The organism is Aggregatibacter sp. oral taxon 513 (assembly GCF_018128305.1).
In the GTDB taxonomy this organism is placed as follows: Bacteria; Pseudomonadota; Gammaproteobacteria; order Enterobacterales; family Pasteurellaceae; genus Aggregatibacter; species Aggregatibacter segnis_A.
The window spans coordinates 1671778-1696023 of record NZ_CP072381.1 but is presented as its reverse complement, the minus strand read 5'-3'; the positions used below and the strand labels follow the sequence as shown (position 1 = coordinate 1696023).

The 24246-nt window shown below is 43.6% G+C and carries 21 protein-coding genes, 1 tRNA gene, 3 rRNA genes and 1 riboswitch; of the genes, 18 read left to right on the top strand and 7 right to left on the bottom strand.

The features are described 5' to 3' along the window. The first annotated feature begins 11 nt into the window (after nucleotides 1-11). The 3 genes from lptE (at nucleotide 12) to J5A60_RS08125 (ending at nucleotide 1915) form a co-directional block, all read left to right on the top strand. The gene (lptE, locus tag J5A60_RS08135) at nucleotides 12-515 is read left to right on the top strand and encodes an LPS assembly lipoprotein LptE (RefSeq protein ID WP_212510033.1); all 504 of its coding nucleotides are present in this window, start codon (nucleotides 12-14) and stop codon (nucleotides 513-515) included. Beyond that, nucleotides 515-1555, top strand: coding sequence for a DNA polymerase III subunit delta (holA, locus tag J5A60_RS08130; RefSeq protein ID WP_212510032.1), 1041 nt, complete (start codon nucleotides 515-517; stop codon nucleotides 1553-1555). Before lptE ends, holA begins: the two co-directional genes overlap by 1 nt. A 99-nt stretch (nucleotides 1556-1654) precedes the next feature. Beyond that, on the top strand, nucleotides 1655-1915 hold the full coding sequence (locus tag J5A60_RS08125; protein WP_212510031.1) for a DUF5339 domain-containing protein: 261 nt from the start codon (nucleotides 1655-1657) through the stop codon (nucleotides 1913-1915). A gap of 60 nt (nucleotides 1916-1975) precedes the next feature. On the opposite strand, the gene mutT is transcribed toward J5A60_RS08125, so the two are convergent. The 3 genes from mutT to secM all read right to left on the bottom strand — a co-directional run bounded on the left by mutT (nucleotide 1976) and on the right by secM (nucleotide 5564). Continuing rightward, nucleotides 1976-2374 carry an 8-oxo-dGTP diphosphatase MutT gene (mutT, locus tag J5A60_RS08120; protein WP_212510030.1) on the bottom strand — a complete coding sequence of 133 codons (399 nt, stop codon included), beginning with the start codon at nucleotides 2372-2374 and terminating at the stop codon, nucleotides 1976-1978. 85 nt (nucleotides 2375-2459) lie between these two features. Next, entirely contained in the window at nucleotides 2460-5171 is a 2712-nt protein-coding gene (gene secA, locus J5A60_RS08115; protein ID WP_212510029.1) for a preprotein translocase subunit SecA, read from the bottom strand. 75 nt (nucleotides 5172-5246) lie between these two features. Beyond that, nucleotides 5247-5564 (bottom strand): secA translation cis-regulator SecM, encoded by a 318-nt coding sequence (secM, locus tag J5A60_RS08110; protein WP_109859750.1) that lies wholly within the window; start codon nucleotides 5562-5564, stop codon nucleotides 5247-5249. Between the two features lie 91 nt (nucleotides 5565-5655). Between secM and J5A60_RS08105 the strand changes: the two genes are divergently transcribed. Next, nucleotides 5656-5967 (top strand): DciA family protein, encoded by a 312-nt coding sequence (locus tag J5A60_RS08105; protein WP_109859749.1) that lies wholly within the window; start codon nucleotides 5656-5658, stop codon nucleotides 5965-5967. Between the two features lie 39 nt (nucleotides 5968-6006). Further along, on the top strand, nucleotides 6007-6414 hold the full coding sequence (locus J5A60_RS08100; RefSeq protein WP_212510028.1) for a MerR family transcriptional regulator: 408 nt from the start codon (nucleotides 6007-6009) through the stop codon (nucleotides 6412-6414). A 65-nt stretch (nucleotides 6415-6479) separates the two neighbouring features. Here the strand turns inward: J5A60_RS08100 and J5A60_RS08095 are convergent, their stop codons facing one another. From J5A60_RS08095 to nadR, 3 genes are all read right to left on the bottom strand, one after another. Next, nucleotides 6480-7703: an aromatic amino acid transporter gene (locus J5A60_RS08095; protein ID WP_212510027.1), complete on the bottom strand. Its 1224-nt coding sequence runs from the start codon at nucleotides 7701-7703 to the stop codon at nucleotides 6480-6482. Between the two features lie 111 nt (nucleotides 7704-7814). After that, entirely contained in the window at nucleotides 7815-8501 is a 687-nt protein-coding gene (locus J5A60_RS08090; protein ID WP_212510026.1) for a metallophosphoesterase, read from the bottom strand. Nucleotides 8502-8513: 12 nt separating this feature from the next. Continuing rightward, nucleotides 8514-9785, bottom strand: a complete 1272-nt coding sequence (gene nadR, locus J5A60_RS08085; protein WP_212510025.1) for a multifunctional transcriptional regulator/nicotinamide-nucleotide adenylyltransferase/ribosylnicotinamide kinase NadR — start codon at nucleotides 9783-9785, stop codon at nucleotides 8514-8516. 235 nt (nucleotides 9786-10020) lie between these two features. Next, a riboswitch (FMN riboswitch) is annotated at nucleotides 10021-10168 on the top strand. Nucleotides 10169-10276: 108 nt separating this feature from the next. Between nadR and ribB the strand changes: the two genes are divergently transcribed. Continuing rightward, complete coding sequence (gene ribB / locus J5A60_RS08080; RefSeq protein ID WP_212510024.1) at nucleotides 10277-10921, top strand: 3,4-dihydroxy-2-butanone-4-phosphate synthase; 645 nt, start codon at nucleotides 10277-10279, stop codon at nucleotides 10919-10921. A 71-nt stretch (nucleotides 10922-10992) separates the two neighbouring features. Here ribB and tusA read toward each other — a convergent pair whose 3' ends face one another. Continuing rightward, nucleotides 10993-11232 carry a sulfurtransferase TusA gene (gene tusA, locus J5A60_RS08075; RefSeq protein WP_109128821.1) on the bottom strand — a complete coding sequence of 80 codons (240 nt, stop codon included), beginning with the start codon at nucleotides 11230-11232 and terminating at the stop codon, nucleotides 10993-10995. Between the two features lie 86 nt (nucleotides 11233-11318). Between tusA and J5A60_RS08070 the strand changes: the two genes are divergently transcribed. The 12 genes from J5A60_RS08070 to mscL all read left to right on the top strand — a co-directional run bounded on the left by J5A60_RS08070 (nucleotide 11319) and on the right by mscL (nucleotide 24224). Then, on the top strand, nucleotides 11319-11930 hold the full coding sequence (locus J5A60_RS08070) for a YigZ family protein (RefSeq protein WP_212510023.1): 612 nt from the start codon (nucleotides 11319-11321) through the stop codon (nucleotides 11928-11930). Nucleotides 11931-11942: 12 nt separating this feature from the next. Further along, nucleotides 11943-13406 (top strand): TrkH family potassium uptake protein, encoded by a 1464-nt coding sequence (locus tag J5A60_RS08065; RefSeq protein ID WP_212510022.1) that lies wholly within the window; start codon nucleotides 11943-11945, stop codon nucleotides 13404-13406. Further along, nucleotides 13406-13918 (top strand): menaquinone-dependent protoporphyrinogen IX dehydrogenase, encoded by a 513-nt coding sequence (hemG, locus tag J5A60_RS08060; protein WP_212510021.1) that lies wholly within the window; start codon nucleotides 13406-13408, stop codon nucleotides 13916-13918. The genes J5A60_RS08065 and hemG overlap by 1 nt, the downstream gene beginning before the upstream one ends. Before the next feature lie 327 nt (nucleotides 13919-14245). Beyond that, nucleotides 14246-15785, top strand: a 16S ribosomal RNA gene (locus J5A60_RS08055). Between the two features lie 101 nt (nucleotides 15786-15886). Continuing rightward, nucleotides 15887-15962 (top strand) — tRNA-Glu (locus J5A60_RS08050). Between the two features lie 200 nt (nucleotides 15963-16162). After that, nucleotides 16163-19059 (top strand): 23S ribosomal RNA (locus tag J5A60_RS08045). A 150-nt stretch (nucleotides 19060-19209) separates the two neighbouring features. Next, nucleotides 19210-19325: ribosomal RNA gene (gene rrf / locus J5A60_RS08040) — 5S ribosomal RNA — on the top strand. Together the 16S, 23S and 5S rRNA genes with 1 tRNA gene alongside form the textbook arrangement of a ribosomal RNA operon. 112 nt (nucleotides 19326-19437) lie before the next feature. After that, a complete protein-coding gene (gene def / locus J5A60_RS08035; protein WP_212510020.1) occupies nucleotides 19438-19950 on the top strand; it encodes a peptide deformylase in 513 nt (170 codons plus the stop codon). A gap of 66 nt (nucleotides 19951-20016) precedes the next feature. Continuing rightward, the gene (fmt, locus tag J5A60_RS08030; protein ID WP_212510019.1) at nucleotides 20017-20973 is read left to right on the top strand and encodes a methionyl-tRNA formyltransferase; all 957 of its coding nucleotides are present in this window, start codon (nucleotides 20017-20019) and stop codon (nucleotides 20971-20973) included. Beyond that, entirely contained in the window at nucleotides 20973-22334 is a 1362-nt protein-coding gene (gene rsmB / locus J5A60_RS08025) for a 16S rRNA (cytosine(967)-C(5))-methyltransferase RsmB (protein WP_212510018.1), read from the top strand. The genes fmt and rsmB overlap by 1 nt, the downstream gene beginning before the upstream one ends. A gap of 22 nt (nucleotides 22335-22356) precedes the next feature. Then, on the top strand, nucleotides 22357-23733 hold the full coding sequence (trkA, locus tag J5A60_RS08020) for a Trk system potassium transporter TrkA (protein WP_109128831.1): 1377 nt from the start codon (nucleotides 22357-22359) through the stop codon (nucleotides 23731-23733). 104 nt (nucleotides 23734-23837) lie between these two features. Next, nucleotides 23838-24224 carry a large-conductance mechanosensitive channel protein MscL gene (mscL, locus tag J5A60_RS08015; RefSeq protein ID WP_006719513.1) on the top strand — a complete coding sequence of 129 codons (387 nt, stop codon included), beginning with the start codon at nucleotides 23838-23840 and terminating at the stop codon, nucleotides 24222-24224. The last annotated feature ends 22 nt before the right edge of the window (nucleotides 24225-24246 follow it).

Genomic DNA, 24246 nt, shown 5'->3' with positions numbered 1-24246 from the left:
AGGTGATTTTTATGTTTAAACAGCTCAAATCCTTACTTCTTACCGCCAGTGTTTTTGCTTTATCCGCTTGCGGATTTCATTTCCAAAACGGTGAATTGATTCCGCAAGAATTGCAAACCTTACACTTGGAAAGTAGCGATCCTTATAGTGACATGGCGGTGTCTATGCGTCGTCAATTACAGTTGAATAATGTTAATTTGGTAGAAGCTAAGGCGGGTGTGCCGGTTTTACGTTTGAATAAGACAACGACATCTGAGCATGTGGTTTCTATTTTTAAACAAGGTCGTGAAGCAGAAAAACTCTTAGTTTTAGACGTAGAAGCCAGTGTGAAATTGCCAAATAAAGAGGCTTTCCCAATTTCGACTAAAGTGAATCGTACGTTCTTTGATTATTCTCGAGCAGCCTTGGCGAAATCTTCGGAAAAAGAGGTGATTTGGCAAGACATGCGTGAGCAAGCGGCTCGTCAGTTAATGAATAAAATGGTTGCCTTGCAACATCAAATTCAAGTGAAATAATGAACCGTTTATTTCCTGAGCAACTTATCCCTTCGTTAGAGCGCAAATTAGCTGCGCTCTATTTTTTAGTGGGGGAAGATCCGTTATTAATTGAAGAAAGCCTGGATGCTATTCAACAAGCGGCAACGAAAGCGTTATTTGATGAAAAAATCCAGTTGGAAATTAATGCCTCTACCGACTGGAATGATTTGTTCGAGCGGGTGCAATCCATGGGCTTATTTTTCAATAAGCAGATTATCGTATTAGATTTACCTGAAAATTTGACCGCACTTTTACAAAAAAATCTGTCGGAGTTTATCTCTTTACTGACGCCTGATGTGTTGCCGGTGCTGCGTTTTACCAAGTTGACCAAAACCACGGAAAAACAAGCGTGGTTTGTGGCGGCTAACCAATATGAACCGCAAGCTGTCGTCATTAATTGCCAAACACCGAATGCGGAGCAGTTGCCTCGTTGGGTGACAAATCGGGCAAAATCATTGGGCTTAAGCATTGATCAGGAAGCGGTACAGTTGCTTTGTTATAGCTATGAAAATAATCTGTTGGCACTCAAACAAACGCTGCAATTACTGGATTTGTTGTATCCTGATCGTAAATTGACCTTTGCTCGTGTTAATAGCGTGGTGGAGCAGTCTTCAGTGTTTACGCCGTTTCAATGGGTGGATGCCATGCTGGCGGGGAAAGCGACTCGCGCTTGCCGGATTTTAAATGGTTTAAAAGAGGAAGATGTTCAGCCGATTGTTTTATTACGCACGTTGCAGCGGGATTTAATGACATTATTGGAACTTGGCAAAAGCGACCAACGACCATCGCTTGATTCGTTATTACCTACCTCTCAGCTGCGTGAACACTTTGATCGTTTAAAAGTATGGCAGAACCGCAGGGCGTTGTTTACGCAAGCGGTCCAACGTTTAACTTACCGTAAACTTTATCTTTTCTGTCAACAGCTTGCGGAAGTTGAGCGTAGTGTAAAACAAGAATTTAATGATGATGTTTGGCTGCAACTGGAAGCGTTGACCATTGAGTTTTGTGCTACCTCATAATGCCTAATGGTTATTATTGTTTATCTTTATCGCTAAAATTTGTATAATAGGCCGTCGCCTGACTTGAGGCGATATTTTCAAACCATTATGGAGAAAAAAATGAAAAAAGTATTAGTTGCAGTATTATTATCCGGTTTTGCAATGTCCGCATCTGCTGGCTTATCTAAAAGCTGTGAAACATATTTTGCTGAAATCGACTCTTTTGTGAGTGCAGTACCTGCAGCACAACAAGCGATGATGAAACAACAATATGAAGCAAGCAAACAACAATTATCTGCTTTACCAGAAGCTGCACAAGAGCAAGCTTGCTCCCAAGCAACTGAACAATTAAAACAAGCTAAAGCAGCAATGGGCAAATAATCCGGCTTTTTGTTTTTTTCAAAGACCCGACATATGTTGGGTCTTTTTTATGGGCGAGAGTTAGGATTCGGCTAATAAACGTTGAATGAGTTTGGCATTTGCCGGAGGGAATTGATTGGCATCCAGTTCGTTTTGTGCCAACCAGAAACCTTCTTGTCCCTCACGCCCAAAGGGCTCGCCAACCCATTCTTCTACCAGATAAAAAAAGAAAGAAATCACTTTAGTTGGGTATTCAAATTCAAAACGCTCAAACAGCTGAGCCTTTAACACGACAATACCGATTTCTTCTTCCAGTTCCCGTTTTAATGCCTGTTCCGGTGTTTCGCCTTTATCAACCTTACCGCCAGGAAATTCTAGGGACTGTGCAAAGTCTTGCCCTTCTAAGCGTTGAGTTAAATAAATTTGTCCAAATTCGTTACGAATAATCCCTGCTGCAACCTGTACAAGCGGTTTCCTCATTTTTCTATCCTTCACTAAATATTCATGAAAAAAGTGCGGTTAAAAATTTAATTGTTTTTCTAACCGCACTTTTATTTATTTCCAATTAATGTCTGGCACGACTGCCGTGGCAATGTTTGTATTTTTTACCGGAACCACATGGACAAGGTTCATTGCGCCCGATTTTATGGTGTTCTTCTACGCCACCATTTTGCTCACCTTGTTCATTCTGTGATTCTTCATTGTGATACTGCATTGCCGCTGCTTCGCGCTGAGCCAATTCTTGACGTAAACGCTCTGCTTCTTCCATTTCCTCTTGCGTACGCACTTGGACGCGACTTAAGGTGGTGATCACACTTAATTTCAAGGCATCCAACATTTCGGTAAACATTTGGAAAGACTCTTTTTTGTATTCCTGTTTCGGATCTTTTTGTGCATAACCGCGTAAATGAATACCACGGCGTAGGTGATCCATCGCAGATAAATGTTCTTTCCAAAGTTCATCTAGGGTTTGCAACATCACGCCTTTTTCAAAATTGCGCATGGTTTGTGCACCGGCCAATTCTTCTTTGCGTTTATATTCATCCGTAGCCGCTTGAATAATGCGTTCACGCAAGGTTTCTTCATGCAGATGATTGTCTTCATCCAGCCATTTGCTGATAGGTAAATCGAGCGCGAAATCTTGTTTTAAACGTTGTTCCAATGCCGGCACATCCCATTGTTCTTCCAGTGATTGTGGCGGAATATATTGATCGATAACGCTGTTGAAGACGTCCTGACGAATCACATCGATGGTGTCAGAAATATCGTCATTTTCTAACAATTCATTGCGTTGTTCATAAATCGCATGACGTTGGTCATTTGCCACATCATCAAATTCGAGTAAGTTTTTACGCCCATCGAAGTTGTGTGCTTCCACTTTGGCTTGTGCGGAGGCAATGACTTTTGCCAATAGCTTGGATTCCATGGCCTCGCCAGGTTGACTGAAGGCTTTGCGCATCATGTTAAGTTTGCCTTCATTGAGGTAAATACGCATTAACGCATCGTCTAAGGATAAATAGAAACGGGAAGAGCCTGGGTCCCCTTGACGACCGGAACGACCGCGCAACTGGTTGTCGATGCGACGGGATTCGTGGCGTTCAGTACCGATAATGTGCAAGCCACCAGCTTGTTTTACAATGTTATGACGTTCTTGCCATGCAGCTTTGATTGCCTCAATTTGTTCCGCTGTTGGATTTTCCAGTTTATCCACTTCGGCTTTCCAGTTACCTCCCAACACGATATCGGTACCACGTCCCGCCATGTTAGTGGCGATAGTGACGGCTCCCGGATAACCTGCATTGGCGACGATTTCCGCTTCTTGTGCGTGGAATTTGGCGTTCAACACATTGTGTTTAATACCGGCTTTATTCAGCGCATTAGAGAGTAATTCGGATTTTTCAATAGAGATTGTACCGACCAAAACAGGTTGGTTACGGGCCACACAATCTTTGATGTCTTCAATAATGGCGTTGAATTTGTATTCTTCTGTTTCAAACATCACATCAGTGCGATCATCACGAATCATCGGACGATTGGTCGGAATGACGACGGTTTCTAAGCCGTAGATTTTTTGGAATTCAAAGGCTTCTGTATCTGCCGTACCGGTCATCCCCGCTAATTTCTCGTATAAACGGAAATAGTTTTGGTAAGTGATAGAGGCGACAGTTTGGTTTTCGCTTTGAATGCGAACCCCTTCTTTGGCTTCGATGGCTTGGTGTAAGCCGTCCGACCAACGACGACCTGCCATCGTACGACCTGTGTGTTCATCTACAATAACAATCTCGCCATCTTTTACAATGTAATCCACATCACGTTCAAATAAGGTATGAGCGCGAAGTGCCGCCATAACGTGGTGTAACAAAGAAATTTTAGACGGTGAATAAAGGGATTCGGTGTCTTTCATGAACCCATGTTCAATTAACCATTGTTCGCATTTTTCTTGCCCACGTTCGGTCAAGTAAGCTTGTTTGGTTTTTAAATCCAACGTGTAATCGCCTGTACCTTGATATTCTTCGGTATCTTCTTTGTCTTGTTTAATTAAGACAGGAATCAATTTATCGATAGCAATATAAAGTTCGGAGCTGTCTTCTGCCTGACCGGAAATAATTAATGGCGTACGTGCTTCATCGATTAAGATGGAGTCCACCTCATCCACCAATGCATAGTAAAGATCTTTTTGGAAACGTTCTTGTGGTGAATGCGCCAAGTTGTCACGCAAATAGTCAAAACCTAGTTCGCTGTTGGTGGCATAAGTAATGTCTGCGGCGTATGCTGCGCGTTTTTCTTCCGGTGACATACCCGGCACGTTTACGCCAACGGTCATCCCCAAAAATTCAAATAATGGACGATTAGTTTCTGCATCGCGGCGGGCAAGATAGTCATTCACGGTAACCACATGCACGGCTTTGCCCGGTAATGCGTTCAAATAGCATGGCAATGTCGCAGTTAAGGTTTTCCCTTCACCGGTACGCATTTCCGCGATACAGCGACTGTTAAGCACCATACCACCGATAAGTTGAACGTCGAAATGACGCATACCAAGCACACGTTTACTGGCTTCACGCACAGTAGCAAATGCTTCCGGCATTAAACTTTCCAAGGTTGAGCCTTGTGCTAAGCGCTCACGGAATTCCGCCGTTTTGGCTTTGAGTTGTTCATCGCTTAACGCTTCGTATTCCGGTTCAAGTTTATTAATTTTGACGACGATTTTATTAAGGCGACGTAAAACACGATCATTACGACTGCCAAAAATTTTGGTTGCAATAGTTCTAAGCATAATTTTTTCTTTTAAAAACAGATAAATGAAATCGTTTAATGATATTAAACGATGGCGTAAATTAGATAGTCGAGGTTAAATCAATGCAGGCCCGGCGCGAATTGGTGCGTTAGGCATAAAAGGCGAACGCGTAAAGTGCGGTTCGTTTTGGGAGAGAATTTCAACTGCCGGTAAGGTATGTTGCGGTTGACATTGTTGCTGGCGGGTTTGTTGTAATAAAGACACCGCCGTTAAAATTTGAGGCGCATTTTGTTGTTGCGTATTTTGATAGTTTTCATTACCAACAGCAGCGGGATAATTCAATTCCTGCGTTACGGGCAAAACAAAAATCGCCAGCATGCCGAGGAGCAGTCGCGACCAAAAATTGTGTTTGCTTTTGTTGGAAATAATCATAGGGATTTCACTATCAAAAAATTGTCGGTATTGTAGCGGAATTTCGCTACAATGTCATAAATATTAGGGCAGAGAAGCGGAAAACAAGGCAATGCGTTATCAAAAACCGATCAACATTCACACCTTATTGCAAGATTCGCCATTAGCGAAAATGATGCAAAAAGGTGTTCGATTGAATGCATTAAATCAGCAAATGAAAAATTTCTTCCCCGCGGAATTCGCAGGGCTGTATCGTATTGCCAATATTGAACAACAGAGTTTGCGCATTGAGGTGGCCAATGCCATGGTTCGTCAAAGCTTTTTGTTTCGCCAACAGGCATTATTGGGCGTTATTCAGCAGCATTTGCCGGAAATCAACGAACTCATTTTTTATATTAATCCTGAATTTCGTTCTGAGGCATAAAAGTGCGGTGTCTTTTTCAGGTGTTTTTACGGAGATGAGATGAAAATAGGGAAGTTAGCCAAAGCGGTTGGTTGTAGTGTAGATGCCATTCGATTTTATGAACAAAAAGGCATCATGCCACGCCCGTCACGTTCTGCCGGAGGTTTCCGTTTATACACGGACGAACATTTGCAACGGTTGTCATTTATTTGTTATTGTCGCTCTTTGGATATGTCCTTGGAAGAAATCAAATTGCTCTTGAGTTTGGACACTGCATCGGAACAACAAAAAACAGAAATTAATCAATTACTCGATCGGCATATTCAAGACATCGCCAAGCATATTCACCGATTACAGCATTTGCGCATGAATTTGTTACAGTTAAAACAGCAATGTGGTGAGTCTGGGCAGCAGAATTTACTACAGATCTTGCAACGTAGTCATGCGAAGTTTAGACCAATAAAATAATTTGAAACGCCATAAAAAAGCACCGCACTTTTTCACTAAGTGCGGTGCTTTTTTTATTTATTTTTTTAGCCGATAACTTGCGGGAGAACACCAGCTTGAATCAGGAATGGGATGACGATGATTAAAATCCCAATAAGCAAAGCGACAACCAGTGCGAAGTTTCCACCGGCAACGCGATAAGGTAAATTTTTATGTTGTTTTCTTGTGCGCCATGCTAATCCGATAGGCAAAATGAGGCAGTAGAAAGCACACAGTAAACCGGCATAACCTAGTGCCGCTAAGAAGCCGTTTGGATAGAACAGAGCGAATAGCAACGGTGGAATAAAGGTAGCAATGGTTAAGCTAATTCTGTTTGCCGGCATTTTGGCACGTTTGAATAAATCGTTGAGCCCTTCAAATAAACCTAATGCCACGCCCAAGAAAGAGGTGATTAAGGCAAGAGAGTAAAAGACGCTTAATACATTACTCAAACTGCCGGTCAGGGCTTTAGTGGCGTTGATTAAGCCGGTGAGCGTTGGGTTGTCTTTTAACACGGCAACAAATTCACGTTGGCTTAAAATGCCGTGAGTCGCAAGCTGCCATAATAAGTAGGCAACTAATGGAATGGATGTGCCAATAATAATCGCGTTTTTAAAACGTTTTACATCGCCGTCTAAGTAGCTATTGATGCTGCCCATGACGACATGGAAACCGAAAGAGGTAAAGAAAATCGGTGCGGCGGATAAAATCAACGCATAATCCAATGGTTTTTCTATGAGGTTTTCAAGGCTGATGCGTGGCAACATCATGGCTAATACAAGAATGAAGATGATGATTTTACCGGAAAAGAGTAAACGGGTAATGCCATCAACGCCGCTAGTACCAATAACCACGAAGGCACCAAGAAGCACAGTGAAAGCAAGAATCGAGATTTTTAGCGTGTTGTCATTTGAACCGAATAAATCTGTCGGTAATACGTTAGCTAATAATGAGCCACCGCCGGTCATATAGGCAGCCGATAAGGCGTAAAGGAGAACAAACAAAGAGACCGTAGAAATGACGCGCCCTGGCATGCCGAAGTATTTTTCTGCTAAGGTGGCGACACCGTCATCTTTACGTTGTGCGGTTTGATACACTTCCACGAACAACAATCCGCTGTAAGCGAGAAGTAACCAAAGCCCGAACAACAAGGCGGCAGTAAAGCCGAAGCCTATTCCGGCAGAGGTTAATGGCATGGCTAACATGCCGGCGCCAATAGAGGTTCCTGCGATAATTAAGGCACTGCCTAATGTTTTATTTTTTAACAACATAAAAAATCCTAAAAAGTAAACGAGTAGGTAACATAAAATAACCCTATACGACCTATAAATAAATAGCTTTTATGCAAAGTGCGGTCAGATTTTTGGGGATTTTTGAGAAAATTATAAATTTCGGTCATCAACGCCGATATGGAGGTAGTTGCCTTGTATATCACATAAGCTGCGAAATCCTACGTTGATAATTTGATAACCTTGTTGTGCCGGTGTCGTATATTGAAAATTTTCGTGGTGATGGCCGTGATAAATTTGTGTGACGCCCATTTTTTCAGCCAGTTGATTGATGACGGAAAAACCTGATGGATGCGGTTTTGGCGCTTCATGACAAATCAAAATGTCGGCTTGTTGCTGCTCTAACACTTCAATATCTGAAGGGAAAATTGAGGTGCGGTGACGTAACGGCACACCGCCGCGCCAGATTTTTTCTTGTGGACAATATTGGCAATAATGAATTGGGTCAAAGAAAAGCGGTTTGTTTGGTGGCATCCAGATTTGCCCACGAAACACGCCGCCAAGTCCTGCGATGCGTTTCCCTTGTATTTTTTGTACCCGTCCGTGCAGACTACGCGTATGCCATTCTGTTCCCCAAAGGGATTCAAAGGCAGCAACGGTTTTACTGTCATGGTTACCGTGAATAAACCAAAGATCCGCATATTGCGCCAGTTTTTCCAAAGGTTCCGGGGTGGTGAGTTGTAAATCGCCAAGAATGACCAATGCCACATCCTTATGTTCTTTGATGAACGGATAAAGGTGGTCAAAACTGCCATGGGGATCGCCTGCAAATAAAATCATATTCTCTCTAATTTAAAAAATGGAATGCCCATGCTCGCTATTGAGTTCGGGAAGTTCTTCTTCGTTGAGTATCTTTTCAACGATGGCTTTAACTTGATTGTAACGGTCTAAATAACTTGGTGATTCAATTTCAATGTAAGGCACTTTGTATTTATCTAACAATTTTTTGAGTAAATGTTGAAAACGTTGTCGTTGTTTTTGGCTGCCTAAACTGCGTAAACCATCGTCCACCCACTGGGTATTATTGTTTAGCAAAATGGTCACGTCAAAAGGGTATTCTTTAATCATGGAATCCAAAAATGGATGCGCTTTACCTTCATACTGAATACAAAATGCCTGTGTTGTAATAAAGTCTGTATCAATAATAGCCACTTTATGCGCATGTCGCACAGCATAGTCAATGTAGCGTTGATGCCCTAAGGCCATTTGTGGATAGTCGGAATATTGCATTGCTTGCTCGTCACCGCCCAGTTGTTCAAAGACGAATTCGCGACCATATTCCCACGCAGACGTGGTGTTAAATACGGTGGCCAGTTTGCTCACCAATACGCTTTTCCCGCTGCTTTCGCCGCCCAAAATTGCAATGGTTTTAGAGAAGAATGGGCGTACTTCTTTCGGGATAAATTTCCAATAATGGAATGGTTTATTACGAATTTTAGTGGCCGAAATATTAAAGAATTCTCGTTCAGGATCGACCAAAGAAACTTCGAGATTTAAATATTTCTCATAAGGTGCTTTGTCTTGAATTTCACTACTGAATACAACGCTCGGTTCAAATCCTTTTTCTTTAAATAAGTCTTTGACGCGTTCAGCCCAAGCCGGCCAACCATTTGGATAACTTGGTAAACCGTCCTCAATTAAATGGTGAATGAAAATTTGATTCTTTTGATACTTAAAAATTTGTTGCATCCAACGCAAGCGATCTTGCACTGTTGGCATACGCTTCATTTTGCTGTCGTAAAAGAGTTTCAAATCGCGTTCGGTGTCGCTACACACAATAACATGCACTTCATCAACCTTACTGAACGCTTCATAAATCATATTAATATGACCGGTATGCACGGGATAAAACTTACCGAAAATAACACCGACTTTTTTGTGATTCGGCTCGGTAATTTGTAGTGCACGATGAATCGCACTCAGCTTGTTTGCGCTCGGGTTTTTAATTTTTCCGCTCACTAACTGATTGAAATAAGCGCGGGTGATATTGGCGCGTTGGCAAATATCATTGACCTTGAGGTTCAGTTGTTTACGTTTTTCTTGTAAATAATAAAAAGCGGACATACTCATCTCCTTATGAAAGAAAGCATGGGCAAAAGTGCGGTCGAGATTTATCGTGTTTTTACGCAAGTAGTTTAATGATGAAGATGCGTTAATACAGGAATATGTTGTATAACATGCACTATTTTTGAGGAATCTAGCATAGATGCCTCAATTTGGTGAATGATTTGCGCTATTGTATGCAAATCAGCTCTAAATAAAAACATTTTTTCTTCATTTGCTTTGCGCTATACTGTGCCCGCATTCTCAGGGCAGGGCGAAATTCCCTACCGGTGGTAAATATGTTTAAACATAAAGCCCACGAGCGTTTGCCTTTATAGGCAAAGTCAGCAGATTTGGTGTAATTCCAAAGCCGACAGTTAAAGTCTGGATGAAAGAGAATTTTAGTGACTTAATTTATTAGGTCGCTCTTGTTGTTATATGCGATTGATATTGGCAACACTCCCTCATCAGCCCTGGTTCTGGTATCTCAAGTTTTAACGAAGGAATTTACTATGAATCAGTCATTATTATCCCAATTCGGCACCGCAGAAGAACGCGTTATTAACGCGATCAATACCTTTAAACAAGGCCATGGCGTGCTTGTTCTTGATGATGAAGATCGTGAAAATGAAGGCGATCTGATTTTCCCGGCAGAAACCATTACTCCCGAACAAATGACGATGTTAATTCGTTATGGTAGCGGCATTGTGTGTTTATGTATCACGGATGAGTTGTGCCAACAATTAGCCTTGCCACCGATGGTGTCTGATAACACCAGCGTGAATAAGACGGCATTTACGGTGACGATTGAAGCGGCGAAAGGCGTGTCCACCGGTGTTTCTGCGGCAGATCGCGTGACAACGATTAAAACAGCGATTGCCGATGGCGCAAAACCGGCAGATTTACACCGTCCGGGCCATGTGTTTCCATTACGTGCGGCAAATGGTGGTCTGCTGGAACGTCGCGGGCATACAGAAGCGTCAGTTGAATTAGCTCGTCTTGCCGGCTTTAAACCTGCCGGGGTGATTTGTGAAATCACGAATGATGATGGCACGATGGCAAGAGCACCACAGATTGTTGAATTTGCGAAAAAGTTTGGCTACGCGGTAGTGACAATTGAAGATTTAGTTGAGTATAAATTACAACAAAAATTGTGATGAATCTTTGATGGAAAGTGCAGTGGGTTTTAGAAACGTTTTTAAAACCCACTGCACTTTTTTTTTTGGTGTTATTTTCCTTTTTTCACCCAATAGCGATAAGGTATTTGATCCGTTTCGCTATGTAGCAACGTATGATCCATAAATTGGCAGAAACTAGGAATATCCCGAGTCGTTGCCGGATCATCAGCAAGCATTAGTAGTACGTCGCCTTCTTGTAAATGGCGAATATGTTTGCGTATCAACATGACCGGTTCCGGGCAACGTAAGCCAATCGTATCAAGTGTTTGGGTGATTTTGATATTATCCATCTTTGTTGTTTATTAGGAAAAATTACGGGATATAATACAGAAAGTATGATACAAAATCAGCAAAATTCCTTAAGCGCATCAAACGTATGATTGAATACCGAATTCCGAAAAGTGCGGTAGATTTTTCCGAAGAAATTAAAAAAAGCCGTTTTATTACTTATTTGCAACATACGGAAGGTTTAGAGCAAGCAAAAGCGTTCTGGACGGAAATTAAGGCATTGCATCCAAGTGCGCGTCATTGGTGTTGGGCAGCTGTTGCCGGTAGTCCGAATGATTCTCAACAATTTGGATTTTCTGATGATGGCGAACCGAGCGGTACTGCCGGAAAACCGATGTTAGCCGCGTTGCAAGGGAGTGGATTGGGTGAAATCAGTGCGGTGACGGTGCGTTATTATGGCGGTATTTTGTTGGGCACCGGTGGATTGGTTCGTGCTTATAGTAGTGGGGTTCAACAAGCATTAAAATTGTTGGAAACTGACATGAAAATGAACTATGCACATTATGAAGTGCGGTGCGATTATCCACAGATTAGCGGACTGCAGGCATTATGCGAGCATCATGCAGTGTTGATTTTGGCACAAGATTTTCAGGCTCAGGTTATGTTAAGTTTGGCGATTCGCCCCGATAAATTCGCGTTTTTTCAGCAAGCGTTAACGGAACGATTCGCCGGGCAGTTAGGTTTAGTAAAAATAGAATAAGAGAGATTTTTAGTGCATTTTTTATCCATTTTACGCATTGTCGGGATTTTAGTGATGTGCTTTTCCTGCACCATGTTATTGCCTGCATTTGTCGCGTTATTATACGGTGATGGCGGCGGTAAAGCCTTTATTCAATCCTTTGTGATGAGTGCGATTGGCGGTGCAATTCTTTGGTGGGCCTGTCATGAACATAAGGAAGAATTGCGTTCGCGGGAAGGTTTTTTAATTGTTGTGGCTTTTTGGGTTGTTATGGGAAGCCTTGGCGCTATTCCTTTTATTCTTTCTGATAATCCGGATTTAACGGTATCTTCCGCCTTTTTTGAAGCTTTCTCCGGTTTAACAACCACCGGCGCAACAAATATTGTTGGGTTAGATAATCTGCCGAAAGCGATTTTGTTCTATCGCCAGTTATTACAATGGCTTGGTGGGATGGGGATCATTGTATTAGCAGTGGCGATCATTCCTTTATTAGGAATCGGTGGTATGTCTCTTTATCGGGCGGAAATTTCGGGGCCGCTTAAAGAAAACAAAATGCGTCCACGTATTGCCGAAACCGCTAAAACTTTGTGGCTTATTTATGCTTCTTTAACTCTACTTTGTGCCTTTTCCTACTGGCTCGCGGGCATGTCACCTTTTGATGCGATTACCCACAGCTTCTCTACCGTTTCTATCGGTGGTTTTTCGACACATGATAGCAGTATGGCGTATTTTAATAGTCCTGCCGTCAACCTTATTACCGTTGCTTTTTTACTGATTTCTGCTTGTAACTATGCGCTGCACTTCAATGCGTTTTCTAATCTTGGTAAACGGAATATTTTTGTGAGTTATTTTCGCGATCCGGAATTTCGTTTCTTTATGTTTATCCAGATCGCTTTGGTGACGATCTGCTTTTTTATGTTATTAAGCAATCATCATTTTGATGGGACTTTCAAGAATCTCGAGCAAGCAGCCTTCCAATCCGTATCGATTTCAACGACAGCAGGTTACACCACATCTAGCTTTGACCAATGGCCATTATTTTTGCCTATTCTACTTTTATTTGCTTCTTTTATTGGCGGATGTGCAGGTTCTACAGGTGGTGGTTTAAAGGTCATACGTATTTTAGTTCTTTCACTACAGGGAAAACGCGAGCTTAAACGCTTAATTCACCCGAATTTAGTGTACCCCATCAAACTAGGTAAGCGTGTTCTGGATGAGCGGGTAATACAAAGTATTTGGGCATTTTTCTCTGCCTATTTACTGGTTTTTGTGGTGTGCTTACTGGGGGTTATCAGTTGTGGTGTTGAAACGTTCGATGCGTTTAACGCGGTTATTGCCTGTTTAAATAACCTCGGACCGGGGCTTGGTTCGGTGAGTAGCAATTTCGTCAGTATTCCCGATAGCGCTAAATGGATCCTTACGTTAACCATGGTGTGTGGGCGTTTGGAAATTTTCTCGCTGTTAGTTTTATTTACACCGGCATTTTGGAAATCCTAATGAAAACACTTATCTTATATTCCACTCGTGATGGACAAACTAAAAAAATAGCCAACTACATTGCAGGAATTATTCACGAAAATGTTGATGTGAAGTCAATTACTGATATGTATGAGTTGGCTAATTATGATCGCATTATTATCGGAGCCTCGATCCATTATGGGCATTTTAATAAAGCGCTTTATAAAACATTAGAAAAACATACCGTACTTTTGAACCAAAAAACTACAGCCTTCTTCGGAGTCAATTTGACTGCACGAAAACCCGAAAAGTCTACGCCAGAGACGAACGTTTATGTGCGTAAATTTTTACAGCGTATTACCTGGAAACCGACAATGTCAGCTGTATTTGCCGGTGCGTTATTTTATCCACGCTACAATTTCTTTGATCGTATTATGATTCAGTTGATTATGCGAATTACGGGAGGAGAAACAGATCCAACGAAAGAGATCGAATATACGGACTGGCAAAAAGTGCGGTCATTTTCTGAGGTATTTTTGCAGCTAAAATAAGCGAATTGTATTTTTTCTAATCTGTCGATAAGAAAATGCAAAAAATTACTTGATCCATTTATCTTGAACCCTATAATACGCCTCCGCCCCGCAAGGGAGAAAAAATAAATAAATTTTTTCTTGACGATAAATGGAAACTTTACTTATAATTCGCAACCTTGCTTATGCAAATGTTCTTTAACAATCAATCAGACAAACTGTGTGGGCACTTGAAGATTCGTTTTTATCATTAAAGATTTTAAAATTGAACTGAATAGTGCTACGAAAAACGTTTATTTATTTATAGATAGATTACTTGGCTAGCAGTATTGAGCGATTAAACTTTTTGAACTGAAGAGTTTGATCATGGCTCAGATTGAACGCTGGCGGCAGGCTTAACACATGCAAGTCGAACGGTAACAGGAGAAAGCTTGCTTTCTTGCTGACGAGTGGCGGACGGGTGAGTAATGCTTGGGAATCTGGCTTATGGAGGGGGATAACGACGGGAAACTGTCGCTAATACCGCGTAGAGTCGAGAGACGAAAGTGCGGGACCGCAAGGCCGCATGCCATAGGATGAGCCCAAGTGGGATTAGGTAGTTGGTGGGGTAATAGCCTACCAAGCCGACGATCTCTAGCTGGTCTGAGAGGATGACCAGCCACACCGGGACTGAGACACGGCCCGGACTCCTACGGGAGGCAGCAGTGGGGAATATTGCGCAATGGGGGCAACCCTGACGCAGCCATGCCGCGTGAATGAAGAAGGCCTTCGGGTTGTAAAGTTCTTTCGGTATTGAGGAAGGTTGTTGTGTTAATAGCACGACAAATTGACGTTAAATACAGAAGAAGCACCGGCTAACTCCGTGCCAGCAGCCGCGGTAATACGGAGGGTGCGAGCGTTAATCGGAATAACTGGGCGTAAAGGGCACGCAGGCGGACTTTTAAGTGAGGTGTGAAATCCCCGGGCTTAACCTGGGAATTGCATTTCAGACTGGGAGTCTAGAGTACTTTAGGGAGGGGTAGAATTCCACGTGTAGCGGTGAAATGCGTAGAGATGTGGAGGAATACCGAAGGCGAAGGCAGCCCCTTGGGAATGTACTGACGCTCATGTGCGAAAGCGTGGGGAGCAAACAGGATTAGATACCCTGGTAGTCCACGCTGTAAACGCTGTCGATTTGGGGATTGGGCTTTAAGCTTGGTGCCCGAAGCTAACGTGATAAATCGACCGCCTGGGGAGTACGGCCGCAAGGTTAAAACTCAAATGAATTGACGGGGGCCCGCACAAGCGGTGGAGCATGTGGTTTAATTCGATGCAACGCGAAGAACCTTACCTACTCTTGACATCCATGGAATCTTGTAGAGATATGAGAGTGCCTTCGGGAACCATGAGACAGGTGCTGCATGGCTGTCGTCAGCTCGTGTTGTGAAATGTTGGGTTAAGTCCCGCAACGAGCGCAACCCTTATCCTTTGTTGCCAGCGATTTGGTCGGGAACTCAAAGGAGACTGCCGGTGATAAACCGGAGGAAGGTGGGGATGACGTCAAGTCATCATGGCCCTTACGAGTAGGGCTACACACGTGCTACAATGGCGTATACAGAGGGCGACGAAGCCGCGAGGTGGAGTGAATCTCACAAAGTACGTCTAAGTCCGGATTGGAGTCTGCAACTCGACTCCATGAAGTCGGAATCGCTAGTAATCGCGAATCAGAATGTCGCGGTGAATACGTTCCCGGGCCTTGTACACACCGCCCGTCACACCATGGGAGTGGGTTGTACCAGAAGTAGATAGCTTAACCTTCGGGGGGGCGTTTACCACGGTATGATTCATGACTGGGGTGAAGTCGTAACAAGGTAACCGTAGGGGAACCTGCGGTTGGATCACCTCCTTACCAAAGATAGACTCGACTTTAAGTGTTCACACAGTTTGTTTGATGGTTGTAGACAAGGAAAGAACAACAATATCAAAGAGAAGAGAGCATCTTTACATGCTGTCCCCATCGTCTAGAGGCCTAGGACATCGCCCTTTCACGGCGGTAACCGGGGTTCGAATCCCCGTGGGGACGCCATTTAAAGATGATTTTTCATCTTTACTGTTCTTTAAAAATCTGGAAACAAGCTGAAAACGAGACTTTCAAGAAAGTCTGAGTGAGAGTGATTGATAAAAGGCGATTGCTCTTAATTAACTGTTATTAATCGTAGCTGAAGTGTTTGAAAGTTGTTGTTTAATATTATTTAAATAATAAGGTAAGAATACTTGAGGTTGTATGGTTAAGTGACAAAGCGTACAAGGTGGATGCCTTGGCAATCAGAGGCGAAGAAGGACGTGCTAATCTGCGAAAAGCTTGGATGAGTCGATAAGAGGCGTTTAATCCAAGATGTCCGAATGGGGAAACCCAGTGGGTGAAGAACCTACTATCATTATCTGAATCCATAGGATAATGAGGCGAACCGGGAGAACTGAAACATCTAAGTACCCCGAGGAAAAGAAATCAACCGAGATTTTGTGAGTAGCGGCGAGCGAAAGCGAAGGAGCCTGTTAGTGATAGCGGAAGTATTAGAGGAATTGGCTGGGAAGCCGAATCGTAGAGGGTGATAATCCCGTACTCGAAAATACTTTTGTGGTACTGAGCTAACGACAAGTAGGGCGGGACACGTGATATCCTGTTTGAAGATGGGGGGACCATCCTCCAAGGCTAAATACTCCTGATTGACCGATAGTGAACCAGTACTGTGAAGGAAAGGCGAAAAGAACCCCGGTGAGGGGAGTGAAATAGAACCTGAAACCTTGTACGTACAAGCAGTGGGAGCCCGAAAGGGTGACTGCGTACCTTTTGTATAATGGGTCAGCGACTTATATTTTGTAGCGAGGTTAACCGAATAGGGGAGCCGAAGGGAAACCGAGTCTTAACTGGGCGGCTAGTTGCAAGGTATAGACCCGAAACCCGGTGATCTAGCCATGGGCAGGTTGAAGGTTGGGTAACACTAACTGGAGGACCGAACCGACTAATGTTGAAAAATTAGCGGATGACTTGTGGCTGGGGGTGAAAGGCCAATCAAACCGGGAGATAGCTGGTTCTCCCCGAAATCTATTTAGGTAGAGCCTTGAGCGGACACCTTTGGGGGTAGAGCACTGTTTCGGCTAGGGGTCCATCCCGGATTACCAACCCGATGCAAACTACGAATACCAAAGAGTGATACTCAGGAGACACACGGCGGGTGCTAACGTCCGTCGTGGAGAGGGAAACAACCCAGACCGCCAGCTAAGGTCCCAAAGTCTATATTAAGTGGGAAACGAAGTGGGAAGGCTTAGACAGCTAGGATGTTGGCTTAGAAGCAGCCATCATTTAAAGAAAGCGTAATAGCTCACTAGTCGAGTCGGCCTGCGCGGAAGATGTAACGGGGCTCAAATATAGCACCGAAGCTGCGGCATCAGACGTAAGTCTGTTGGGTAGGGGAGCGTTGTGTAAGCGGATGAAGATGGTTCGAGAGGGCTGTTGGACGTATCACAAGTGCGAATGCTGACATAAGTAACGATAAAACGGGTGAAAAACCCGTTCGCCGGAAGACCAAGGGTTCCTGTCCAACGTTAATCGGGGCAGGGTGAGTCGGCCCCTAAGGCGAGGCTGAAAAGCGTAGTCGATGGGAAACGGGTTAATATTCCCGTACTTGGATAAACTGCGATGTGGGGACGGAGTAGGTTAGGTTAGCGTGCTGTTGGATATGCACGTTTAAGTTGGTAGGTGGGAAGTTTAGGCAAATCCGGACTTCCTTAACACTGAGAGATGATGACGAGGCTCTACGGAGCTGAAGTAACTGATACCACACTTCCAGGAAAAGCCACTAAGCTTCAGGTTTATCTAAACCGTACTGAAAACCGACACAGGTGGTCAGGTAGAGAATACTCAGGCGCTTGAGAGAACTCGGGTGAAGGAACTAGGCAAAATAGCACCGTAACTTCGGGAGAAGGTGCGCCGGCGTAGATTGTAGTCCCTCGCGGGCGAAGGTTGAACCGGTCGAAGATACCAGCTGGCTGCAACTGTTTATTAAAAACACAGCACTCTGCAAACACGAAAGTGGACGTATAGGGTGTGATGCCTGCCCGGTGCTGGAAGGTTAATTGATGGTGTAATCGAAAGAGAAGCTCCTGATCGAAGCCCCAGTAAACGGCGGCCGTAACTATAACGGTCCTAAGGTAGCGAAATTCCTTGTCGGGTAAGTTCCGACCTGCACGAATGGCATAATGATGGCCAGGCTGTCTCCACCCGAGACTCAGTGAAATTGAAATCGCCGTGAAGATGCGGTGTACCCGCGGCTAGACGGAAAGACCCCGTGAACCTTTACTATAGCTTGACACTGAACATTGAATTTTGATGTGTAGGATAGGTGGGAGACTTTGAAGTAGTCACGCCAGTGATTATGGAGTCGTCCTTGAAATACCACCCTTTAACGTTTGATGTTCTAACGAAGATTACGAAACGTGGTCTCGGACAGTGTCTGGTGGGTAGTTTGACTGGGGCGGTCTCCTCCCAAAGAGTAACGGAGGAGCACGAAGGTTTGCTAATCACGGTCGGACATCGTGAGGTTAGTGCAATGGTATAAGCAAGCTTAACTGCGAGACAGACAAGTCGAGCAGGTACGAAAGTAGGTCATAGTGATCCGGTGGTTCTGCATGGAAGGGCCATCGCTCAACGGATAAAAGGTACTCCGGGGATAACAGGCTGATACCGCCCAAGAGTTCATATCGACGGCGGTGTTTGGCACCTCGATGTCGGCTCATCACATCCTGGGGCTGAAGTAGGTCCCAAGGGTATGGCTGTTCGCCATTTAAAGTGGTACGCGAGCTGGGTTTAGAACGTCGTGAGACAGTTCGGTCCCTATCTGCCGTGGGCGTTGGAGAATTGATTGGGGCTGCTCCTAGTACGAGAGGACCGGAGTGGACGCATCACTGGTGTTCCAGTTGTCTCGCCAGAGGCATTGCTGGGTAGCTACATGCGGAAGAGATAAGTGCTGAAAGCATCTAAGCACGAAACTTGCCAAGAGATGAGTTCTCCCTGTCTTTAAGACAGTAAGGGTTGTTTAAGACTAAGACGTAGATAGGTGCGGTGTGTAAGTGTAGTGATACATTGAGCTAACGCATACTAATTGCCCGAGAGGCTTAGCCATACAACGCTCAAGTGTTTTTGGGGTTACCCTGGACATGAGCGAGTTGGAAGGATAACAGTTAAGAGAATGGACGTAGAAGAGAGAGTTGAGAGAAGGCTTGTTTTTAGATTAAGAAGACGCGAATAAGAAGAGATAGAAATCATAAAGAATATTGGCGGCGATAGTGCGGTGGGCCCACCTGATTCCATACCGAACTCAGAAGTGAAACGCCGTAATGCCGATGGTAGTGTGGGGCATCCCCATGTGAGAGTAGGTCACCGCCAAGCCTGATATGAACCCCTGATGTGAGAGCATCGGGGGTTTTTGCTTTTTACAGCATAGGAATTTTATGAGAAAAAGGCTACAATAACGCACTTATTTTAAATTCTAAGAGAAATTATGACTGCTTTAAATGTACTTATTTATCCAGAAGAACATCTGAAAGTTGTTTGCGAGTCCGTATTGGAAGTCAATGACGAGACCCGTAAAATTATTGACGATATGTTTGATACCATGTATCAAGAAGAAGGCATTGGTTTAGCCGCACCTCAGGTCGATATTTTACAGCGTATTATCACTATCGACATTGAAGGTGACAAACAAAATCAATTGGTATTAATTAACCCTGAAATTTTGGATTGCGAAGGTGAAACCGGTATTGAAGAAGGTTGTTTATCTATTCCCGGATTTCGTGCTTTAGTGCCTCGCAAAGAGAAAGTGACAGTAAAAGCCCTCGATCGTGATGGTAAAGAATTTACCTTAAAAGCCGATGGTTTACTGGCTATTTGTATTCAGCATGAAATTGATCATCTTAACGGTATTCTTTTTGTAGATTATCTTTCTCCGTTGAAACGTCAGCGCATAAAAGAAAAGCTGATGAAAGTGAAAAAACAAATGGAAAAGCAAAAATAATTGTGAATCCTCCAGAAGTGCGGTAATTTTTAGCCGCACTTTTATTTATCTATGACGTAGAACATTATGAAACCACTCAATATTATCTTTGCCGGCACGCCGGACTTTGCTGCACAGCATTTACAAGCTTTACTCAATTCTTCCCATAACATTATTGCTGTTTACACCCAGCCGGATAAACCTGCCGGTCGTGGTAAGAAATTGCAAGCTAGCCCGGTAAAACAATTAGCCGAGCAACACCAGATTCCTGTCTATCAACCGAAATCCTTACGAAAGGCAGAGGCGCAATCCGAATTGTGTGCGTTGCATGCAGATGTCATGGTTGTGGTTGCTTATGGTTTGATTTTGCCTCAAGCCGTTTTAGATGCACCAACCTATGGTTGCTTAAATGTGCACGGTTCTTTGTTGCCGCGTTGGCGTGGTGCAGCACCGATTCAACGATCAATTTGGGCAGGCGATGCACAGACCGGTGTCACGATTATGCAAATGGATGCCGGGTTGGACACAGGCGATATGTTGCATAAAGTGTATTGTGATATTTTACCTACTGAAACGTCCACAAGCCTTTATAACAAACTGGCAGAGCTTGCGCCGTCGGCGTTAATTGATGTATTGGATAATTTAGGAACCGGTAAATTCACCGCGGAAAGACAAGATGACACCCAAAGCAATTATGCCGACAAACTTTCCAAAGAAGAAGCCAAGTTAAATTGGCAGCTATCGGCAGCGCAGTTGGAACGCAACATTCGCGCATTTAATCCTTGGCCGATGGCTTATTTGGAATTAATGGATGGACAGAATAATCCGCAAATGCTGAAAGTGTATCAAGCAACCGTGTTGCCCCATGTGAATAAAACCCCTGGCACGATTTTAGCCGCAGATAAACAGGGTATCCAAATCGCGACAGCGGATGGCGTACTGAATTTATTGCAATTACAACCGGCAGGTAAGAAACCGATGTCAGCGCAGGATTTATTAAATGGGCGTGCTGATTGGTTCCAAGTGGGTAAGGTACTTGCCTAATGGGAAAACAATATTCATCTAAAAAAACACCGCTAAAAATAACCGCACTTTCGACGCGAGCGATGGCGGCGAAAGTGATTTTGCAAGTATTGGATGAAGGGAAATCCTTGTCCACGTTGATACCGGAAGCACAATCCTCGGTGAAAGCACAAGATTTGCCGTTATTGCAAGAAATTTGTTTCGGTATATGTCGCGTCTTGCCTCGTTTGGAACAAATCATCAAACGCCTTGTGGATAAACCACTTAAAGGCAAAACGCGCATTGTGCATTGTTTGTTGTTGGTCGGTTTATATCAGTTGCTTTATATGCGTGTGCCGGCGCATGCCGCGGTAGATGAAGTGGTGAATGCGACAAAATCCTTAAAATCTGACAGTTTTCGTGGTTTGGTGAATGGGGTGCTGCGTCGATTTTTGCGCGAACAAGAGGATATTCTTGCGATTGTGGATAAACATTGGCAAACGCTGCATCCCGATTGGTTTGTGAATAAACTGAAAAAGGTTTATCCGAACTGGCGCGAGATCATTGAAGCCAATAATCAAAAGCCACCCATGTGGTTGCGGGTGAATACGCAAAAAAACAGCTTGGAAACTTACCGCACTTTATTATCGGCGCAGCAGATGGAAACGCAGGTGACGTCTCATCCGCAGGCGCTGGGGTTAACTCAGCCGACAGCCGTGCAAAATTTACCGTTGTTTGCCGAAGGTGGTGTGACAGTCCAAGATCTTCATGCCCAATGGGCTGCGTTATTATTACAGCCGCAAAATCATGAGGTTATTTTAGATGCCTGTGCGGCACCGGGGGGCAAAACCACCCATATTTTAGAATTGGCGCCACAGGCTGATGTAATGGCGTTGGATGTGGAAGAAAATCGTTTGCAGCGCGTGACAGAAAATTTAGCGCGGATGCAACAGCAGGCGACTGTGGTGTGTGGCGACGCGGCGAATCCACAAGCATGGCTAGACAAATTGGGTAAAAGTGCGGTGCGTTTTGACCGCATTTTATTAGATGCACCTTGTTCTGCCACCGGGGTAATTCGCCGTCATCCGGATATTAAATGGTTACGTAAAGAGGCTGATATCGAGCAGTTAGTCGCTTTGCAAGGGCAGATTTTGGATGCATTGTGGCATTATTTAAAACCCAACGGGGTGTTGTTGTATGCCACTTGTTCTGTGCTTGTAGAAGAAAATAGTCAGCAGATTGAGCGCTTTTTACAAAAGATACCTGATGCGCAATTGCTCCCGTTGGATTTACCGCCCGATGTACTTGAGCATAATCAAAGTGCGGTCGGTTTTCAGTTTATTCCACAGATAAACGGTGGCGACGGTTTTTATTACGCGAAATTGATGAAACGTCAGGGCTAACATTAGCCATGGAGAGAATCAAATGAAGATAATTATTTTAGGCGCAGGGCAAGTCGGTTCTACCTTGGCAGCCAATTTGGTCAGTGAAGACAATGATATTACTTTGGTTGATGATGAGTCGTTACGTTTGGAGCATTTACGCGATAAACACGATTTGCGGGTGATGCAAGGTTTAGCCTCTTCGCCAAAGATGTTACGTGATGCCGGTGCACCTGATGCCGATTTATTAATTGCGGTGACCAGTTCTGATGAAATTAACATGGTTGCCTGCCAAATTGCGTATACCTTGTTTAATACGCCAACCAAAATTGCCCGCATTCGTAATAGTGAATATTTGAAGGAAAAAGAGAAATTATTTTCCGCGGAAGCATTTCCTATCGATCACATTATTTCACCGGAAAATTTGGTGACGCAGGATATTGTCCGTTTAATTAGCTATCCTGGTGCATTACAAGTTGCGCATTTAGCGAAAGATAAGATCAGTTTGGTTGTGGTGAAAGCCTATTACGGTGGGCCGTTGGTTGGTTACTCTATTTCTACGCTGAAAGAACATTTACCGCATATTGATTGCCGTATTGTGTCGATTTTGCGCCAAGATAAAGTGATTCGTCCACAGGGGTCAACAATCATTGAAGCCGGCGATGAAATTACGTTTATTTGTGCCACCGTGCATATTAAAGCGGTGATGAGTGAACTACAACGCCTCGAAAAACCCTATAAGCGCATTATGATTGTGGGCGGAGGAAATATCGCCACCGGTGTAGCGAAGTTGTTAGAAGAGCATTGCACGGTAAAACTCATTGAGCGGGATGCTGAAAGGGCAACGATGCTTGCGGAAAAATTATCAAAAACGTTGGTGTTCAACGGAGATGCTTCCGATCAGTCTTTGTTGTTTGAAGAGCATATTGAAAATATCGATGTATTTCTTTCTCTTTCAAGTGATGACGAAGCCAATATTATGTCTGCGTTATTGGCAAAACGGCTTGGCGCAAAAAAAGCCATGGTGTTGATTCAGCGTATTGCGTACATCAATTTGATTCAAGGCGGTACCATTGATATTGCGATTTCTCCACAGCAAGCCACTATTTCTGCCTTGCTTGGTCATGTGCGTAAAGGGGATGTGGCAAATGTCGTTTCTTTGCGTCATGGATTAGCGGAGGCGCTTGAAATTATCATTCATGGTGAAGAAAGTAGCTCTCATGTTATTGGTCGCATGGTTAATGAATTAAAAATGCCTACCGGTGCGGTAATTGGCGCTATCTTACGAGGCAATGATGTATTGATTGGGGATTCAAGAACCGTTATTCAAGCTGGCGATCATGTTGTGGTGTATTTAAGCGAGAAAAAATATATTTCTGATGTGGAGAAGTTATTCCAACCAACCGCATTTTTTATTTGAATAAAAATTGTTATTTATCTGTAAAATCACTATAATGTGCGCCTTTTTTAACCAATCGGCAAATGTTTTGCCGTTGATTTTTAACTTATCTTAGGGGAGCGTCTATGAGCTTTATTAAAGAATTTCGTGAATTTGCCATGCGTGGCAATGTTGTTGATATGGCAGTCGGTGTGATCATCGGTGGTGCATTCGGCAAAATCGTCAGTTCATTAGTGGCAGATGTTTTTATGCCGGTATTAGGTATTTTAACCGGTGGGATTGATTTTAAAGACCTTAAACTCACTTTGGCGGAAGCTGCTGGTGATATTCCGGCAGTGACATTAAACTATGGTGTCTTCATTCAAAACGTATTTGATTTCATCATCATTGCGTTTGCAATTTTTATGATGATTAAAGCGTTGAATAAATTGAAGAAACCAGTCGAAGCAGTCAAAGAACCTAGCGCTGAAGAAAAATTATTGACTGAAATCCGCGATTTACTTAAAAAATAATTTTTATTAGATAAAATCTTCT

Excerpts from the sequence above, each read along its gene's own strand:
- J5A60_RS08095 (WP_212510027.1), bottom strand. The coding sequence starts at position 7,703 with ATGTTGTTAAAAAATAAAACATTAGGCAGTGCCTTAATTATCGCAGGA.
- J5A60_RS08125 (WP_212510031.1), top strand. The coding sequence starts at position 1,655 with ATGAAAAAAGTATTAGTTGCAGTATTATTATCCGGTTTTGCAATGTCC.
- fmt (WP_212510019.1), top strand. The coding sequence starts at position 20,017 with ATGAAACCACTCAATATTATCTTTGCCGGCACGCCGGACTTTGCTGCA.
- secA (WP_212510029.1), bottom strand. The coding sequence starts at position 5,171 with ATGCTTAGAACTATTGCAACCAAAATTTTTGGCAGTCGTAATGATCGT.
- J5A60_RS08100 (WP_212510028.1), top strand. The coding sequence starts at position 6,007 with ATGAAAATAGGGAAGTTAGCCAAAGCGGTTGGTTGTAGTGTAGATGCC.
- mutT (WP_212510030.1), bottom strand. The coding sequence starts at position 2,374 with ATGAGGAAACCGCTTGTACAGGTTGCAGCAGGGATTATTCGTAACGAA.
- J5A60_RS08070 (WP_212510023.1), top strand. The coding sequence starts at position 11,319 with ATGATTGAATACCGAATTCCGAAAAGTGCGGTAGATTTTTCCGAAGAA.
- def (WP_212510020.1), top strand. The coding sequence starts at position 19,438 with ATGACTGCTTTAAATGTACTTATTTATCCAGAAGAACATCTGAAAGTT.
- nadR (WP_212510025.1), bottom strand. The coding sequence starts at position 9,785 with ATGTCCGCTTTTTATTATTTACAAGAAAAACGTAAACAACTGAACCTC.
- J5A60_RS08090 (WP_212510026.1), bottom strand. The coding sequence starts at position 8,501 with ATGATTTTATTTGCAGGCGATCCCCATGGCAGTTTTGACCACCTTTAT.
- mscL (WP_006719513.1), top strand. The coding sequence starts at position 23,838 with ATGAGCTTTATTAAAGAATTTCGTGAATTTGCCATGCGTGGCAATGTT.
- lptE (WP_212510033.1), top strand. The coding sequence starts at position 12 with ATGTTTAAACAGCTCAAATCCTTACTTCTTACCGCCAGTGTTTTTGCT.
- trkA (WP_109128831.1), top strand. The coding sequence starts at position 22,357 with ATGAAGATAATTATTTTAGGCGCAGGGCAAGTCGGTTCTACCTTGGCA.
- rsmB (WP_212510018.1), top strand. The coding sequence starts at position 20,973 with ATGGGAAAACAATATTCATCTAAAAAAACACCGCTAAAAATAACCGCA.
- secM (WP_109859750.1), bottom strand. The coding sequence starts at position 5,564 with ATGATTATTTCCAACAAAAGCAAACACAATTTTTGGTCGCGACTGCTC.
- hemG (WP_212510021.1), top strand. The coding sequence starts at position 13,406 with ATGAAAACACTTATCTTATATTCCACTCGTGATGGACAAACTAAAAAA.
- holA (WP_212510032.1), top strand. The coding sequence starts at position 515 with ATGAACCGTTTATTTCCTGAGCAACTTATCCCTTCGTTAGAGCGCAAA.
- ribB (WP_212510024.1), top strand. The coding sequence starts at position 10,277 with ATGAATCAGTCATTATTATCCCAATTCGGCACCGCAGAAGAACGCGTT.
- J5A60_RS08105 (WP_109859749.1), top strand. The coding sequence starts at position 5,656 with ATGCGTTATCAAAAACCGATCAACATTCACACCTTATTGCAAGATTCG.
- tusA (WP_109128821.1), bottom strand. The coding sequence starts at position 11,232 with ATGGATAATATCAAAATCACCCAAACACTTGATACGATTGGCTTACGT.